This window comes from Streptomyces sp. NPDC033178 (genome assembly GCF_055577685.1).
In genome coordinates this window covers 1-14,439 of record NZ_JBVIPT010000018.1, presented here as the reverse complement: position 1 = coordinate 14,439, position 14,439 = coordinate 1, and the positions used below count along the sequence as shown (strand labels likewise).

At 68.0% G+C, this 14,439-nt stretch carries 17 protein-coding genes and 1 pseudogene; 9 read left to right on the top strand and 9 right to left on the bottom strand.

Annotated features, from left to right (window positions below; translation table 11 throughout):
- The first annotated feature begins 13 nt into the window (after positions 1-13).
- Positions 14-526: a DUF4760 domain-containing protein gene (locus tag ACZ5VQ_RS36220; RefSeq protein ID WP_469108648.1), complete on the top strand. Its 513-nt coding sequence runs from the start codon at positions 14-16 to the stop codon at positions 524-526.
- Between the two features lie 109 nt (positions 527-635).
- Here the strand turns inward: ACZ5VQ_RS36220 and ACZ5VQ_RS36215 are convergent, their stop codons facing one another.
- The 4 genes from ACZ5VQ_RS36215 to ACZ5VQ_RS36200 all read right to left on the bottom strand — a co-directional run bounded on the left by ACZ5VQ_RS36215 (position 636) and on the right by ACZ5VQ_RS36200 (position 4,928).
- The gene (locus tag ACZ5VQ_RS36215; protein WP_469108647.1) at positions 636-3,635 is read right to left on the bottom strand and encodes a tetratricopeptide repeat protein; all 3,000 of its coding nucleotides are present in this window, start codon (positions 3,633-3,635) and stop codon (positions 636-638) included.
- Positions 3,636-3,640: 5 nt separating this feature from the next.
- Positions 3,641-4,102, bottom strand: a complete 462-nt coding sequence (locus ACZ5VQ_RS36210; RefSeq protein ID WP_469108646.1) for a hypothetical protein — start codon at positions 4,100-4,102, stop codon at positions 3,641-3,643.
- Positions 4,103-4,485: 383 nt separating this feature from the next.
- A complete protein-coding gene (locus ACZ5VQ_RS36205) occupies positions 4,486-4,665 on the bottom strand; it encodes a hypothetical protein (RefSeq protein WP_469108645.1) in 180 nt (59 codons plus the stop codon).
- Positions 4,666-4,697: 32 nt separating this feature from the next.
- The gene (locus tag ACZ5VQ_RS36200) at positions 4,698-4,928 is read right to left on the bottom strand and encodes a hypothetical protein (protein WP_469108644.1); all 231 of its coding nucleotides are present in this window, start codon (positions 4,926-4,928) and stop codon (positions 4,698-4,700) included.
- A gap of 89 nt (positions 4,929-5,017) precedes the next feature.
- On the opposite strand from ACZ5VQ_RS36200, the gene ACZ5VQ_RS36195 reads away from it, so the two are divergent.
- Entirely contained in the window at positions 5,018-5,323 is a 306-nt protein-coding gene (locus ACZ5VQ_RS36195) for a hypothetical protein (protein ID WP_469108643.1), read from the top strand.
- Positions 5,324-5,361: 38 nt separating this feature from the next.
- Here the strand turns inward: ACZ5VQ_RS36195 and ACZ5VQ_RS36190 are convergent, their stop codons facing one another.
- Positions 5,362-6,201 carry an IS5 family transposase gene (locus ACZ5VQ_RS36190; RefSeq protein WP_469108642.1) on the bottom strand — a complete coding sequence of 280 codons (840 nt, stop codon included), beginning with the start codon at positions 6,199-6,201 and terminating at the stop codon, positions 5,362-5,364.
- A gap of 479 nt (positions 6,202-6,680) precedes the next feature.
- On the opposite strand from ACZ5VQ_RS36190, the gene ACZ5VQ_RS36185 reads away from it, so the two are divergent.
- The 3 genes from ACZ5VQ_RS36185 (at position 6,681) to ACZ5VQ_RS36175 (ending at position 8,670) form a co-directional block, all read left to right on the top strand.
- Positions 6,681-6,947: a transposase gene (locus ACZ5VQ_RS36185; protein WP_469108641.1), complete on the top strand. Its 267-nt coding sequence runs from the start codon at positions 6,681-6,683 to the stop codon at positions 6,945-6,947.
- Entirely contained in the window at positions 6,944-7,099 is a 156-nt protein-coding gene (locus ACZ5VQ_RS36180) for a hypothetical protein (RefSeq protein WP_469108640.1), read from the top strand. The genes ACZ5VQ_RS36185 and ACZ5VQ_RS36180 overlap by 4 nt, the downstream gene beginning before the upstream one ends.
- A 308-nt stretch (positions 7,100-7,407) precedes the next feature.
- Positions 7,408-8,670 carry an AlbA family DNA-binding domain-containing protein gene (locus ACZ5VQ_RS36175; protein ID WP_469108639.1) on the top strand — a complete coding sequence of 421 codons (1,263 nt, stop codon included), beginning with the start codon at positions 7,408-7,410 and terminating at the stop codon, positions 8,668-8,670.
- 616 nt (positions 8,671-9,286) lie between these two features.
- Here the strand turns inward: ACZ5VQ_RS36175 and ACZ5VQ_RS36170 are convergent.
- The 3 genes and pseudogenes from ACZ5VQ_RS36170 to ACZ5VQ_RS36160 all read right to left on the bottom strand — a co-directional run bounded on the left by ACZ5VQ_RS36170 (position 9,287) and on the right by ACZ5VQ_RS36160 (position 11,600).
- Positions 9,287-9,811, bottom strand: coding sequence for a hypothetical protein (locus tag ACZ5VQ_RS36170; protein ID WP_469108638.1), 525 nt, complete (start codon positions 9,809-9,811; stop codon positions 9,287-9,289).
- 569 nt (positions 9,812-10,380) lie between these two features.
- Positions 10,381-11,057: pseudogene (locus tag ACZ5VQ_RS36165) on the bottom strand (AAA family ATPase); the annotation flags it as partial.
- 378 nt (positions 11,058-11,435) lie between these two features.
- Positions 11,436-11,600, bottom strand: a complete 165-nt coding sequence (locus tag ACZ5VQ_RS36160; RefSeq protein ID WP_469108637.1) for a hypothetical protein — start codon at positions 11,598-11,600, stop codon at positions 11,436-11,438.
- Positions 11,601-11,996: 396 nt separating this feature from the next.
- On the opposite strand from ACZ5VQ_RS36160, the gene ACZ5VQ_RS36155 reads away from it, so the two are divergent.
- From ACZ5VQ_RS36155 to ACZ5VQ_RS36140, 4 genes are all read left to right on the top strand, one after another.
- Complete coding sequence (locus tag ACZ5VQ_RS36155; RefSeq protein WP_469108636.1) at positions 11,997-12,164, top strand: hypothetical protein; 168 nt, start codon at positions 11,997-11,999, stop codon at positions 12,162-12,164.
- Between the two features lie 153 nt (positions 12,165-12,317).
- Entirely contained in the window at positions 12,318-12,512 is a 195-nt protein-coding gene (locus ACZ5VQ_RS36150; RefSeq protein ID WP_469108635.1) for a hypothetical protein, read from the top strand.
- 3 nt (positions 12,513-12,515) lie between these two features.
- Positions 12,516-13,151, top strand: coding sequence for a sigma-70 family RNA polymerase sigma factor (locus tag ACZ5VQ_RS36145; RefSeq protein ID WP_469108634.1), 636 nt, complete (start codon positions 12,516-12,518; stop codon positions 13,149-13,151).
- 3 nt (positions 13,152-13,154) lie between these two features.
- A complete protein-coding gene (locus ACZ5VQ_RS36140; RefSeq protein ID WP_469108633.1) occupies positions 13,155-13,850 on the top strand; it encodes a hypothetical protein in 696 nt (231 codons plus the stop codon).
- Between the two features lie 172 nt (positions 13,851-14,022).
- Here ACZ5VQ_RS36140 and ACZ5VQ_RS36135 read toward each other — a convergent pair whose 3' ends face one another.
- A complete protein-coding gene (locus ACZ5VQ_RS36135) occupies positions 14,023-14,370 on the bottom strand; it encodes a pentapeptide repeat-containing protein (RefSeq protein ID WP_469108632.1) in 348 nt (115 codons plus the stop codon).
- Between the last annotated feature and the right edge of the window lie 69 nt (positions 14,371-14,439).

The following is a 14,439-nucleotide window of genomic DNA, read 5'->3' as shown; positions in this document are numbered from 1 at the left end:
GGGGGTACGCACGGTGAACCTGAACGTCGTGACGCTGCTGGTTTCGGTGATCGCACTGGTCACATCGGCCGGATTGGCGTGGGGACAACTCACGTCGTCCCGGAAGTCGACCGTACTGGCGATGATTTTGGAAGGGTTCAGGGACACACGGGGAGACGACTATCTGGAGTCAGTCGAGTATGTGCTGTACCAACTGACGGTCGAACACCCGCACCCCGTGCCCTATCAGCAGCTCCCAGAAGAGACCAGGCGGCACATTCAGCGCGTCGGCTTGTTCTACAACGATCTTGGCAAGCTTGTCGTGCATGGCCTGGTTGATGAGTCCCTGATCATTGGAGCCTACGGCGGGAGTCTGCTACGGGCATGGAATCTGCTGGCTCCTTACGTGTACTTGGAGCGCCAAGAACACCAGCGGAACCCCATGCGCTACTTCGAAGACCTTGCTTGGCGAGTGTCCTTCCGCCAGCCGGAAGACGTGTACCGCAAACTTGGATTGCAGGTACTCCCACCGGCGAACACACCATGAATGCGGGGGCGTTGGCGATATGCCTGTGTCTTCCCGACGTGCCCGTCTGGGGCAGGGCGCCGCTCGTTCTTCCGGCTCCGGGTGGTGGCCTGGGCGCACGACCGGCCTGTCACGCGCGCGGGTGCCCGTCGGTGAGCCAGCCCCGCACCCGGCTTCCGCGGGGCGTCCGATTGAGCAGCTCCGCCGCGTTGTTCATGTACAGCGCGAGTTGCCGTTGGTAGACCTTGGGATTCTCCTCGACCAGTTCCTGCTGGATCCGTACGGCTTCCAGCGTCACCTCCATGGCCCGCTCGTCCTGGCCGAGTAGCGCCAGGTGATGCCCCAGGTTGGCCAGCGCGCTGGCCAGATCGGGGCGGTGGGCCGGGCCGTGTTCAGCGAGAAGCCGGCGGAATGTCCCCACCGCTTCCTCGGCGCTGGCCACCGCCTCTAGGATCCGGCTGGCCTGGGCGAGCCGGTTGCCTAGATTCGTCAGCGCGGTGCCCAGCTGATTGTCTTCGAGCGGGTTGCCGTCCGCACTCGCGCGGTGCAGACTCACCGCTTCTTCGATGGCGGCCAGCGACTCCTCCGGCTGTCCGGCCCTGGCCAGACGGTTGGACAGGTTGGAGAGGCTGACAGCGAGGCTCTGCGTGTGCTTACCTGGGTTGAGCAGTGCCAGCTCACGCCAGATGTCCACGGCCTCGATTGTGGCCTCCACGGCCTCGTCGAGGCGGCCCGCGGCCGCGAGGTAGACACCCCATCCCGTCAGAGCGATGGCGAGCTTCTGACGGTACAGCCCCGGGTTGGCCTCGGCCAGACGCTGGCGGATCTGCACCGCCGCAACCACGGTGGAGACCGCCTGCTCCGGCTCCCCCGCACGCCATAGGTGGTCCGCCAGGGTGGACAACGCCGTCGCGAGGTGCGGCTCGTACCGGGCCGGATCGGCCTTGGCGAGGTCCCGGTAGAAAGCCACCGCCAGCTGGCCCGCCCGCACGGCGTCGTCCCGACGTCCTTCCGCGGCCAGCATGATCCCGGCGTTGACCAACACGCGGGCGAACTCCGGCCGGGCTTCGTCGGGATGGGTGTCATGGAACTGGCCGTAGATCTCGGCGGCGCGCAGGGCTGCCTCCAGTGCTTTCCGCGGCCGCCCCGCGGCCAGCAGATGATTACCCAGATTGCACACCGGCGTCGTCAGATCGGCCGATTCCGCGTCCGGGTACCGCTTCCCATGGCTGTGGGCGATACGGACCGCCTCTTCGGTCGCCGCCAGGGCCTCTTCCGCGTGCCCCAGTTCCGACTGGACGGCGCCGAGCTGGGTCAGGCACCGCACCAGTGCGGGCTGGTGGGCCGCCGGGTCGGCGTCGGCCAGGACGTGGGCCAGATCCACCGCCCGTCTGGTCGAGCCGAGGGCCTCCCGGGCATGGCCGGCCCACAGCTGCCGCCTGCCGAGGTTCTCGTGCACCTCGGCGTGTTCTGCCGGGTCGTCCGAGTGGGCGAGCCGGTGGGTGGCCAGACGGGTGGTCAGCTCGGAGGCACCGATGCCGAGTTCGGCGTGCGGTCCGCTGGGCAGATGGGGCTCGACGGCGGCTAGGACAGCCGGGTCCAGGTCCGGCAGGTGGGCCAGCGCCGTCAGCGCCGCGCCACCCGCCCGTACCGCCAGGTGAGGATGTGCGAGGAGCAGAGGCGTGAGCTGGAGTGCGGTCAGGTGTGGCCAGCGACCGCCGGCTGCGATCAGGGCGGTCAGCCCGGTGCGGGCCCATTCCTCCTGTGATGGTGCGGTGCCCTGTTCTCCCGCATCGGCGAGCAACCGCATGGGAGCGTCGAGCGCCCAGGGGTCGGACGGGTAGGCCAGGAAGGCGTGACCGGGCAGGGAGAGGGCGAGGAGGTCTTCGGCGAGCCGGTCCGGGTACAGCGGCTCCAGCACCGTGGCTTGGCCAGCCTGCGTGCCGCCCTCGGGGCCGTCGGCTGTGGTGTTCGGCGGGTAGGCGAGGGCGTGGTCCTTGAGAATCCGGCCGCCGGGCTCGGTGGTCTCGACGGACGTGCGGGCGACGGCGGCCAGCCCCGCGTCATAGGGCTGTGCGCGGGTGAGCACCGCAGTGTATGCGGTCTGGCCGAGGGCGTCGGCGGTCACCCGGATGCGTCCCCGTTCGGACAGGGCCTCCCAGTGGGCGCGTTCGCGCGCCAGGAGGTAGGCGGAAACTTCTTCCGGCGTGGCCATCTCGCGCGGTGGCGCGCCGCCGGTACCGCGGCGGGCCCGGTCGTGGGCGTCGACCACTGCCAGGGCCGCCATGTGGAGCGCCAGGACCTGCCGGAAACCCCGGTGTTCGGTGACCGCGGCCGGGCGGCGCAGCTCGTGGGCCGCTGGTACGTCCAGCGAGCCAGCGAAGTGGTCGCGGGCGGTGGCGAACAGGCTCTCGGGCCCGGCGTCGGGGTCGGGGTCGTCGCCCATCGGGCCCAAATCGACGTGTGTGCTGTCGATCTCCGCGCGGTCCAGGTTGTTGGCGAGCGTGGACCACCAGGTGCCGGCCGGCCTGGCGACCAGCAGCACTCGCGTGGTCATCCGCTGGCGTAACGCGTCGTTGAGGAGTTCCTGCAGGTGGGAGGCGGGCCACCGTTCGCTGTAATCGACGATGACCAGCGTGCCCCGGGTCCCGGACCCAACGGCCCCGGCTGCGGCCGAGGTGGCGCGCAGCGGCTCGGAGGCGTGGGTGGCGCGGAACACCCGCCACTCCTCGCTCTGGGTGGCGTGGGCGAACTGCCGTGCCAGTCGTGTCTTGCCCTGCCCTCCAGGGCCGTGCAGCAGGCACACGGACACCGTCTCCTCGCTGTCCAGCCATGCGGTGAGGGCGGCCAGTTCGGTGCGGCGGCCGACGAAGGGCACCACTTCGAGATCGGGGTGCAGCAGCCGCGCAGGCTGGGTGCGGGCGCGGGCCGGGCTGATCCGGCGGGAGCCGAGGGGGAACGCCTCCACCCGGTACAGGGGCGGACCGGTGTTGGCCAGGTTCACCGAGACGTCGCCGGCCACGTCGTTGATCAGCACCACCGAGCCGTGGACGGTCGAGTTGGCCACCCACTGACCGCGGCGCCGGGCGGCTCCTGGTTCCTCGTCGGGGGTGCTCTTGGTGAAACGCACGGCCGCTATCGGATCTCGACGTCGCCACCGGTGCCGTCGACCATGTCGACAGGTCCGGCGGCGGTGGTGCCGTGCACATGCTGGCCGGCACCGTCCGGTGCGTCGGCCGACGGTGCGCCCGCAGGGGGTCCGGGCAGCGGCTGCGGGCCGCCGGTGGGGGCGGGCTGCGGGGCTCCGGTCCGGGAGATCCGGATACTGCCGCGGGTGCCTCGGACCATCGTGATGCCACCGCCGAACGAGGAATTGCGCACGCTCTGCCCTCCCGCGGGTGGTCCGCCCTCCGGAGAGCTTTCGCGGCGCAGCCCCAGCACGGAAACGACCAGCCCGGCCAGGGCGACGAACAGTCCCACCACGCTCGCTACCTTGTCCGCCTCGTCCAGCCCCACGGAGATCAGATACGCCGTGAGGGAAGCCAACGCTCCCACCGCGACGACTCCGCCGATCCACACCTGTGCCCGCCCCGTCATGGTGTGAGTATCGGCCCGCGCGCTGATCGATAACCCGGATCGAGGAAGCTGCACCCGGCGATGAGTTCTCGTCGGTGTGCTGACGGGGACTCTGTGTTTGCGAAGTGCGGTCGTTTTGGGGCCGGGGCAGCCCGGTTGTCGCCTCGGGTGTGCGCCGGGTTCCACTTAACGGCTTCGGCAGCTCCAGCGCCGGCAGGGCTTCACCTGAACCGGCGATACCACCACACCTGTTGCACCTGCTAGCGTCGACGAATCCGGCGCTGAGCTGCATGAAGCCCCAAGGGTTGGCCTCGCGCCACAGTCGCTCCCCAAGAAAACCCCTGCCGGTCGGGCAGGATCACCCGGACCTCTGGCGGTGGCGGCTCGGCGGAGGGCATGACGACTCACAGCACACGCTCGCCCTCACCGGAGTTCTCGGCGAGGGTGAGGACGACCTTCTCGTCGCTGCCGTACAGTCCGACCCAGTCACGCCAGGTTCGGCGGGCGGTCGTGCCGTCGACCCATTCCCCGGTGACCGCCGGGCCGCCGGCCGCGAACCGGAGGCTCACCCGGTGCATCGTCACCGGCGTTCCCCGATCGGCCACCGGGTCCGGATTCACGGCAGCCGTCTCAGATTGCGGGCCTGGCGGCGCAGCTCCACCCGGGCCGCCGGCGTCCGCTCCGGGCCCGACCAGTACGGGTGGAACAGCAGCTGGCCGGACAGGATCTGCAGACGGCGGCGCAGCACCGTGGTGTGCACCGGGCGCGGCACAGTGAGCGCCGCATAGGTGCGCTGCCAGTTCGCCTGCAGTTCGATCAGGTCCTGGGGGAAGGGGGCGTGCTCCATACCCACGATTAGGCCATGTGTTCGATTTTCTGGCCAAGCCGGCCCGCGTTCGCCCGCCACGGACCCCGCCCCGGCTCGTTGAACCGCGCGTGACGACCGCCGTGATGACCGACGCCCTCGTGCGCGACGCCCGTGCGCTCCTGACGGAGTACGCCGACGGGAGCTGGTGTCCGGCGGACGGCGAACGCGAGCTCGCAGGGGACCTGGCCCGGGCGCACTGGACCGGGTCCGCCTTCCGGGCCGCGCTGCGCGACGTGCCGCCCTCCGTCCGGGCCGGGCGCCTGGCCGATGTCCTCGATCCGGCGGCGACGGTCCTGGAACTCGTGGACACCTCCGGCGCACGGAGCGCCGTGCGTGCGCTGCGGCAGCTGCTGGACGCCCTCGCGACCGATTGACTGAGCGTTTGGTCCGTTGATTGGTGTTTGGTTCCGGGTCAGGTTCCGCGCCAGTTCAGAGTGGCTTCGTCGGTGAGGCGGCGGGCCATGAGGTCGATCATCGCGAGGTGGATCATGGCTTCGGAGCGGTGCGGGTGCCTCTCGTAGTCACGGGCCAGGCGGCGGTGGTGTATGAGCCAGCCGATGCTCCGTTCGATGGTCCACCGTCTGGGAATGACCTTGAACCCTTTGGTGCCGGGCTCGCGTTGGACGGGGTGAACGTCGATGCCGAGTCGGGCACCGTGGTCGATGGCCGTGGTGCGGTAGGCGGCGTCCACCCAGGCTTTGCGCACGCTGGGGTGGGCGGCGGCGATCCGGGACAGCAGCGTCACGCCGGCCGCGGTGTCGGAGATGCTGGCGGCGGTGACCAGCACGGTCAGCAGCAGGCCGAGCGTGTCGCAGCCCAGGTGGCGCTTGCGCCCGATGATCCGTTTGCCGGCGTCGGTGCCCTGGTCGGCGAGATGCACGTTGGTGGAGGTCTTCACGGTCTGGGAGTCCAGCACGCAGGCAGACGGCTCGGCTCCACGGCCCTCGGCCTCGCGGACCAGGCGCCGCAGCAGCCCTGTGAGCTGCTCGAACACTCCGTCCTGCTGCCACTTGGCGAAGTAGCCGTAGACCGTGGCCCACGGGGCGAAGTCGTGCGGCAGGTAGCGCCAGGGGATCCCGGTGCGGTCCACGTAGAGGATCGCGTTCATGATCTGCCGCAGGTCGTGCACGGGCGGGCGGCCGATGTCCAGAGCGTCACGGCGGCGCCGGGCCCGCCAGGCGGTGAGTACGGGTTCGATCAGCTCCCAGCGCTCGTCGGACAGATCGCTGGGGTAACCGTCGCGCGGGGTCATGTTTCCGATGTACTGCACGATGACCGACCCGGCCAGGGGGCAAAGACCAAGGAGCCGGGCCGAGTTGGGATGAGACAGGAGGTGCCGGAACGAAACGGCTCGCTTCCGACCCAGCGCAACCCCGCTGCCCACTGACCTCTCCCGCCCCACTCCGCTGGGGCTGCTAATACGCAATGTATCGGCGTGAAACAGTGCCAAACGCTCAGTAAGAAGCTGTTTCTCAACCGATCTTGGAACGTGTGGATCGAACGGAGTTCCTGGTTGGGTGATCTTCCGGTGGTACGCGCATGAAGGCAGGGCCTCCTGGTAGCTCGGGGGTGCGACCCCGTTCCGAGCGGTTCCCGGAGGCCCTGTTGTCGTTGTTGTATGCGCCCGAGCCCGTTGACTTCAACTCGCCCGCCGTGTCGTGCGATTGCCTCGCGCACGTGTACGGGAATGCGGCCGATCATCCCGATCGGGTTCGCCGGTATCCGTCGGACATGACGGACGCGGAGTGGGCGGCCGTCCGGCCGTTGCTGCCGGCGCCGGCCTGGCTTCAGGGGCGGGGCGGACGGCCCGAGGGCTACTGTCACCGGCAGCTGCTGGACGCGATCCGCTATCTGGTCGCGGGCGGGATCCCGTGGCGGGCAATGCCCGTGGACTTTCCTGGTTGGGGCCGGGTCTACGCCTTCTTCCGCCGCTGGCGCGAGCACGGTGTCGGCGTACTCTCCCTTCGGGCCGGGCCGGTACCACCATCGGCCACATGACCGCCCACCTCGAAGTCGGCGTCTGCCGCGCCGCCGACTGGGAGCATGCCATCCTCACTGGCTACGCCGCCTGGCGCCAACTGCGTGAACAGAACGGCGGCACGGTCCACCTCGATCTCGACCGGCGGACCTTCACTGTGGAAGCGGCTTAAGCCGCGGGTCCAGCGCTGGACTGGACCGACGCGTCCGGCCTCTGAACCAGTGTGACCAGCAGGCACCGGGATCGTACGGGCGCTCGCGCTTGGGTCCGGCGTACGGTTCCGGCACCTCCTGCAGAAGCAGGCCAAGCACTCGCGCACTATCGCCCTGAGGGCGAGGGAGACCCGGGCGACGTCGGCGAACGCCCCGGGCATAGAGGCCCGCCCTCTGTGGGCACGTCACCGCGTACTGTTCCCGCAGGTAGCGAACCGTGACGTTTCGCCAGGTTGGCTCCGGCAGGCGTTAGAAAAGGGAGCCGTTCATGGCAAGCAGCGGGCAGACGGACGTGGCCGAGATCGTCGCGATGCTCAACGAGCGAGAGGGCGTCAACGTACGGCTGGCGCTTCTAGCAGATGGTGAGGGATGGCGGCTCCACCACGGCGAGGTCACCCTCGACCGCGATGACATGACGGGGGAGCGGGCTTGGCGCTATGCCACAGTGGCCTTTCTCAAACTGCGTTTGCCTGGCCCGACCGTCGCCGCCATGTTGTGCGGCGAGCCGCAGAACGTCGGCGGCCTCCAGGTCGCGGCCTTGGCCCCGCGTCCGTCCAGCGCTTCCGCCTGCCGCCTGCGGGGGCAGGAGGACTGGGGCCGGGTGACCACACAATGGCCGCGCACCGAATGGACCATCACCGGAGACTCCAGCCCCGTTCAGCCTGGGCACGAGATGTTGGTCGGTACCGGGCCCTCCCACCTGAATTTCGACGCGGCCTTCAGCGCCTTCTTCTACAAGAGTCCGCACAACAGCAACGGCAGCCGCTCGGACCTGTGGCGGATTATCCTGCCGCAGCGCGACGGGTGGTTCCCGCGGATGACCATCGCCCCGGACACCCTTACGGTCGTCGTCGACGGCGATGCCCTCACAGACGCCAGCCTGGAACTCAGCGATTCCGCTGGCCATCAGGTCCAGCCAGTGACCGGCCCCGGCTCCTACACCTTCGATCTTCCCGCCGGGCTTTCTCCCGAGAGTCTTCTCATGCTGCGCCGCGCAGACGAGTGGCTGGACTGGCGCCACTTCCCGGCCCCTTCGTACGGCCGCGCACGCGACGCCTCAGTGGTCTGGGAGTATCCCGGTCCCGAGCTGGACATCCTCCTAGCCCCCGGTGAGGGGCAGCACCTGGAGGCCAAGCGGGAGATCCCAGAGGCGGGCGAGTCCCGCAAGAAGATGCTCAAGACCATCGCTGCCTTCGCCTCGCAGGATGGCGGCACCGTTCTGATCGGCGTCCAAGACGATCTGCAGATCGTGGGGCTCACCGAAAAGGAGACCGCAGACCAGCAACTGCTGACGATCGTGAACATGATCCGGGACAACTTGGAACCCGAGCCGCCGTACACCGCGCGCATGATCGACCACGAGGGCAAGAAGGTGCTCGCAATCGAGGTCACTGCCGCGAGCCAGCCCTGCTCCTACCACAACGGGTCACGGCTGGAGTTCTACGTCCGGCGAGGACCCAACACCGTCCCCGCCCGCCACCACGAGATCGCCACCGGGTTTCGCCAGCAGCAGACAGCACAGGTGTTCTGAGCGTCAAGTGGCCGCTGCCGGAGTCAAGCTTCGTGCCCCTGTTCTGCCATATCGAGCAGCTGCGCGGCGAGGGCGCCTACTGGCAACTTCCTCAGCCTGTGCCTTCCGGCAGCCTGGCAGCTGACGGCGCCCAGCTCGGCGCGTACGCGGCCGCGCGCCTGATCCGCACCTCCTGTACCGCAAGCCCGGGTTGGACTGCGGCGGACACTTCAAGGCTCTGGGAACCCCCGACCTGCTGGCCCCCATCGTCAGGGAGTGCTTCGGCTTCCTGCGGTGATGAGTTCACAGCGATGAGCCGACCACGGTGACGGCCGACGTCCGGGGCCGAAGCGGGGCGCTCCGGTTCTGGCCGGCTGACGCGGAGCGGCAGCGGATGGTGAGGAGAACGGCCTGGGCCTGGCCCCGGCCGTGCGCGACGCCGGGCAGATCAAGCTGCCCGGGCCCACGGTGGGGGAGTACCCCAAGGACGGCACCGAGTACCCGAGCCCACCAGTGCCGGAGTTTGTCGAGGTCGGAATTGGGACTCCCGCTCAGTTGGCTGATGGATACCTGTGAGGCCCCGTACCGGTGCGGCAGCGCGGTTCGGGGCCTCACACGCGTATCCGCGCTGGTCTCTTCACCGCTTGCGAAGCGTCTTGATGATGCCCTGGACGGTATCGATCGCGGCTTGTACGTGCACGATCCTGGCCCCCTGCTGACGGGCGAGTGCGAGGGTGCCTTCCGCGGTGCTCCTCGCGGTCAGCTTCTCAGCGAAATTGTCGGGAAGCGCGGTCTTCTCGTACTCCTCGATGTGCGCCACGACGGTGCCGATCGGGATGGAGGGGAAGGCCTTCTCGGCTTGCTTGATGCGGTTGAGCAGCTTGCTCAGCTTTTCGAGGTTGTCCTTCGTGGTCGGCAGGGTCGCCAGCTTGGCGAACTCGACGGCTGTGTCGTCCAGCAGGTTGTCGACCGGCTCGAGCATGGTGGCCAGGATGCTGCGCCGCCGGTGGACGATCGTGAGGCACACGCTGATCACGGTGATGACGACGGTGATGCCGGCGAAGACCGCGGCCCACGTCCACGAGCTGTTCATGCCGCCGCCCACAGGGCCGCTGGCTTGCAGCATCGGGTTGCTGCTGCACGAATGCAGCGCGTTCTGCACGGGGAAGGAAGTAATGCAGGGCACCATAGGTTGTCCTTACAGAGAACAAGGTGGGTGCTCGTCAGGCCTCCGCCAAAGAGTTCACCTGATGAGCGTCGATGGTTCTCGATGCACCGCGGAAACGGTGCATGTCACAGCTGTGGCCTCGGGCTCTCGCAAAGCTCGGGGCCGCAGGTGGCTCAGGCGGGCATCACGCCAGGTCGCGGCCAGCAACTCAAAGATGTCGGGCAGACGGCGTTGGACGCGCTGCCTCGTATGTGCGGAGACATGCCAACACGGTGCGTTGTTTCCATGTGCAGTTCCTCTAGATCGCGTCGTTCGGGTCGTCCAGCGCCTTGGCGAGCCGGTCGGCGTCCTCGGCGCAGGTGGGGCGCATTTCTGGAGGAGCTCGGATTCCTTGTGCTCGAACACGGTCACCGGCAGCGGCGCGGTGGCCCGTTCCCAGGGCCCGCTTGCGGGAGGTGACGATGACCTTGCCTGGCCTGTCGGTGGGGAGTAGTTGTCCACCGCCTGGACGTGCTCGGCGTTGTCGAAGACGAGTAGCCAGTTGTCGTACGGCGCTCCGGGGAGCTGCCGTTCTCCAGGACGTGCAACAGGTCGTTCGGCAGGTCGATGTCGCTCTTGTCGAGTTCGTCGATGAGAAGCACACAGGGTGAAGCAGGGAAGAAGTAGGGCAGCAGGGCAGTGCCGAAGGGGCCCAGGGCGATGAAATCCCCGATACGCGGGGGGAGTTGGCGATCTCTTGCCTTGTGAACCCGTAGCGTCTGGTGCCGCGGTCCGTGTTCCGTCCAGGTCTGCGGGCTTGCTGGCGACGAGGCCCTGGCTGCCAGACTGCGAGGGCCTGGACGCCCCCTATGGCGTCATGGACGTAGAGGCCGGCGCACAGGGTAGTGCGACTGACGATGTTCCACTCCAGAAGCCGGCGCAAGCCCAGTTCGCGGGATATCAGGTAGGCGAGGGTGGACTTGCCGACGCCGGGCGGGCCGGTGATCAGCAGGGGGCGGCGCAGCAGCAGGGCAGTGTTGACGGTGTCGATCTCGTCCCAGCCGGGCTGCGGGGTGATGTCACCGGGGCAGAGGCGGCGCAGCTCGGCCTCGGAGACGGCCAGCGGAGCGGGCTGGAACGGGTCGCCGCAGAACCGGCGCCACAGCGGGTGCTTCGGCAGTCGGGGCGGGACGGCCGGGGTGCGGCCTGTCGCGTGGAAGACGCGCCAGCCGTTCGGGGACGCCTGCTCGTGCGTGCTCATGCCAGTACCTCCTCGCCAGCGAGATCGTCGAAGTCGATGTCTACGAGTGGGGTCGTCCCAGAAGAAGCCGATGCGGTAGCCAAGGAGCAGGTTGGACCCCTGCGCATGCCTCTCGGCGTTCTGGCGCAGCCGAACGATCTTCAAAGTGGTTCGGTCCTTGCCATGATCGAATGGATGGTTGGGCGCCCAAGTTACCTCTGTGGCAAGGCAGTTGTGACTCAGAGAAATCCCGGGCGCATTCTTCACCCGGAAGGACGCATATAGGCATCTCGGGTGGCACGGGTTGTTCCGACTCCGATGGCACAGGTTGTCAATTCTCAGGGGCGTCACCGACGACCCACCAGTCGTCGCCGTCCTCCTCGGCGTCGTCCAGGGCCGTCACGAGAGCGTCGACCATCCTGCCGAGTTCGGCTTCCTCCCGAGCACGGTGTCCCGTCGCTGCTTCTCCTGAGAGAGGGCTTCGAGCCGTCGTAGCGAGACGTGGATGCGGAACGCCGTGCCGAGTACGCCTGCGGCGCGCGCGGCCGCCACGACGTGCTTCACCGATACGGCGCTTCGATTCCGACGCCCAACCCTGCGTGTGACCATGTGTTTCCCCGCTTCGGTGCTGCCAGCCGCTCTGGCCGTCCGATTGACATGGCACCCAGCGGCACACGTCCCAGGCTGCCTGTTCGACCGACCCGTCGGCAGTGCGGACAGGGCGCACGGAGGTAGCAATCCGCCGCAAGCCCCGCTGTCGTGCTTTCCCTGTGCCCCCGAGCGCGTCACGGCCAACGCACATCCAGCGGCGGTCTGATCGCCAGATCCGCTACAGCGCCGGTGAGCCAGCAGGGCACATTCCATGCGGCGGAATCCACTACGGCGGGCGACAGGGGGATATGACGAGTACGTCTTCACCGCGGCGCAGACGTGGTGGCCCACAGCTGCCCAATCTGGACGTTGGCTGCAGCCCTGACTTTCTCCGCACTCGCCGTCTCCGTCGTCGTCGTGGCGCTCGTACCTCTCCTCGTCGAACGCGGCCGCTCCACCACCGAAGCCGCCTGGGCGCTCAGCCTCGGCGGAGACGGCAAGACCCTCGGCTGCACTCTGTGTGCCAGGCACAGGTGATCACTTGTGACCCATATTGATCGAGGTGGTTATGCGCGTTCGGGGGGCCTGATCCGAAATCCTGTGGCTGAGGAGCCGCTGGGTCTCTTCCAGCTCAACCGAGCAGAACTCAGGGCAGGTTGACGCTGTGTTGGCAGGAAAGGACAAGAGCCTGTGACCGTGAACGATGCGCTGGCGGTGTCGACCGCGCTGCGCGTATTTCTCCCCGACCTCCAGACAGGGACACGTCGTCTGCTGCGCGCCGCCGTCCAAGCCGGCGTCGCTGAACTCCTGCAGACCAGGCCGACCCAGCCCGCGGACACGCTCCACTCCACCTCGGTAGCTTCCCAGGACCCGGAGGAGGCCTAGCCCATGACCAGCACCGAGGACAGCGACAGGCACGACACCCTCCCGGCAACGGTCGAGGATCTCAGCGCCCTGCACGGCGTCCCGTATGAGATGCCGTCGGCGCTGGATGCCTTCTACCGCATCTACGTCCGCGCACAGATCCGCTACGCCGGGACGATCCTGGGCGACAAGGAAGCCGCCAAGACCGTCGTGCGCCGCCTCTACCACCATCTCGCAATGAACTGGGCCGCCGTCCAGCTCGAGGAATGCGGCGCGGAGGCGTATGCATGGCGCAACCTGAAGCGGCTCGTGGACGACCAGGCGCGTGAACCTTTTGCCGAAGATCCTCTCGCCGCTGTCCTGGCCGCCCGTGACCGTACCCACGCCGCACATGAAGCCGCACGGGAAATGCTCAGGGCGATGCGCTCCCGGATGGCGGACCTGGATTCCCCCGCAGGCCTGTACACGGCGATGAGCAGCCTCCCGGAGCGCCAGTTCGACGTGATCGTCCTGCACTACGCCCTGGGCTACTGCTCACAGCAAGTCGCTCACATCATGGGTATCCACCCCAGTACTGTCCGCACACACCGGCGCCTGGCCCGCGAACGTATCGCCGTCAGACTCGGCATCGACCTGGGCAACGACGAGGAGAAGGAGTAGAAGGTGCCGGCATCGTTCGACGATCTACTTGGCCACGCGCCCAGCTGCTACACCCTCACCGATGACGAACTGGCCGACCTGCGGCAGGAGATCACCCGCGACGTCATCACGGAGCTGATGTTCGGCGCCCAAGGGCCGGTTCGCGACGTTCGTCGTGCTGGAAAGGCGGATCGCGCCAGCATCTACCTGAGGTCTTTGTCCTGCAGGCTTCTGGCCACTGACAGTGCCTGCGTCCACTTGGCCCGCCTTGTCGACGACCTCACCGATGTCGAGGGGGCCTTGCATTTTGCCTGCCTGCTCAGCCTCGCCCAGGAGCCGGAGGAGGCCATGTGGTGGTGGCAGTTCGCCGCCGGCGCCGGAAACGCGACCGCAGCCTACTGCTTGTACCTCCTCCATCTGAGCCGCGGTGAGCTGCGGGACGCAGCACACTGGGTGAGCCAGGCGCTCGCCCCGGACGGCAGGATCGACTTCATCCCTCCGCCCTCCTGGGCGCGCCAACTGCCCGAGGCCCGCTCCACGAGCCTCGGGGAAGCCGTGAAACGCCTGAAGGTCGTGGAGGTCGCCGGAGTCCAGCTCCATCACCCTGATCCCCGCTTCCTTGAGCAGGTCGGAGAGCACCTGGCTCCCGCTGACTCAAGGCGGTCCTGTGATTCTGCGTGGCGCTCTCCTGCTGATCTGCCACGCCGGGGCCGGTGGTGATTGCGGAGGCGTGTATCCGGCCCTACAAGTCACCGCTCCACCGCAAGGTCGCCCCTGGCATTCGGGCGTCGCCACCAACGGCCTGCTCCCATGCGGACACGGAGCAGGACCCGGCGGGCTCGGATGCCTACCAGCGGTCTGTGATGGCCTTCGCGGCGACGCCGAACCAACGTCAGAACTCGCGTAGTGCGACCTCGGCGGCTTGCTCCTCGCAGTCCTTGATCCGGTGCGCAAGCCTGAGTTCAATACCGCTGAGGGATCCCGGGAGCTTGGTCTCGCGGTACACGTAGGCGAGGGCGAGCGTGGCGACGCTGAGACCAATGGCATTTGTGAGGTCGGTGTGCCATAGGTAGGCCCCGTCAAGTTCTGCAGATCTCAGTGTGGCTCGGGGCAGGTGGGCACCGCTGAGGTCTGTGTAGCGGAGATCGGCCCCATCGAGTTGCGCGTCGTGGAGGTGGGAGTGCTTGAGGGATGCGGCTTGCAAGTTGGCCCTCGGGCCTTGACCCGGAGTCTTGGACACGGGTTATGCGGCTGGGGCCAGGTTAGTTGATGTTGTGTCGAGTGCGGTTTCGTAAGCGATGGGACTGCG

Coding starts and splice junctions, on each gene's coding strand:
- ACZ5VQ_RS36200 (WP_469108644.1), bottom strand. CDS start 4,928: ATGGAGCACGCCCCCTTCCCCCAGGACCTGATCGAACTGCAGGCGAAC.
- ACZ5VQ_RS36175 (WP_469108639.1), top strand. CDS start 7,408: ATGGCAAGCAGCGGGCAGACGGACGTGGCCGAGATCGTCGCGATGCTC.
- ACZ5VQ_RS36185 (WP_469108641.1), top strand. CDS start 6,681: ATGACGGACGCGGAGTGGGCGGCCGTCCGGCCGTTGCTGCCGGCGCCG.
- ACZ5VQ_RS36180 (WP_469108640.1), top strand. CDS start 6,944: ATGACCGCCCACCTCGAAGTCGGCGTCTGCCGCGCCGCCGACTGGGAG.
- ACZ5VQ_RS36145 (WP_469108634.1), top strand. CDS start 12,516: ATGACCAGCACCGAGGACAGCGACAGGCACGACACCCTCCCGGCAACG.
- ACZ5VQ_RS36210 (WP_469108646.1), bottom strand. CDS start 4,102: ATGACGGGGCGGGCACAGGTGTGGATCGGCGGAGTCGTCGCGGTGGGA.
- ACZ5VQ_RS36190 (WP_469108642.1), bottom strand. CDS start 6,201: ATGACCCCGCGCGACGGTTACCCCAGCGATCTGTCCGACGAGCGCTGG.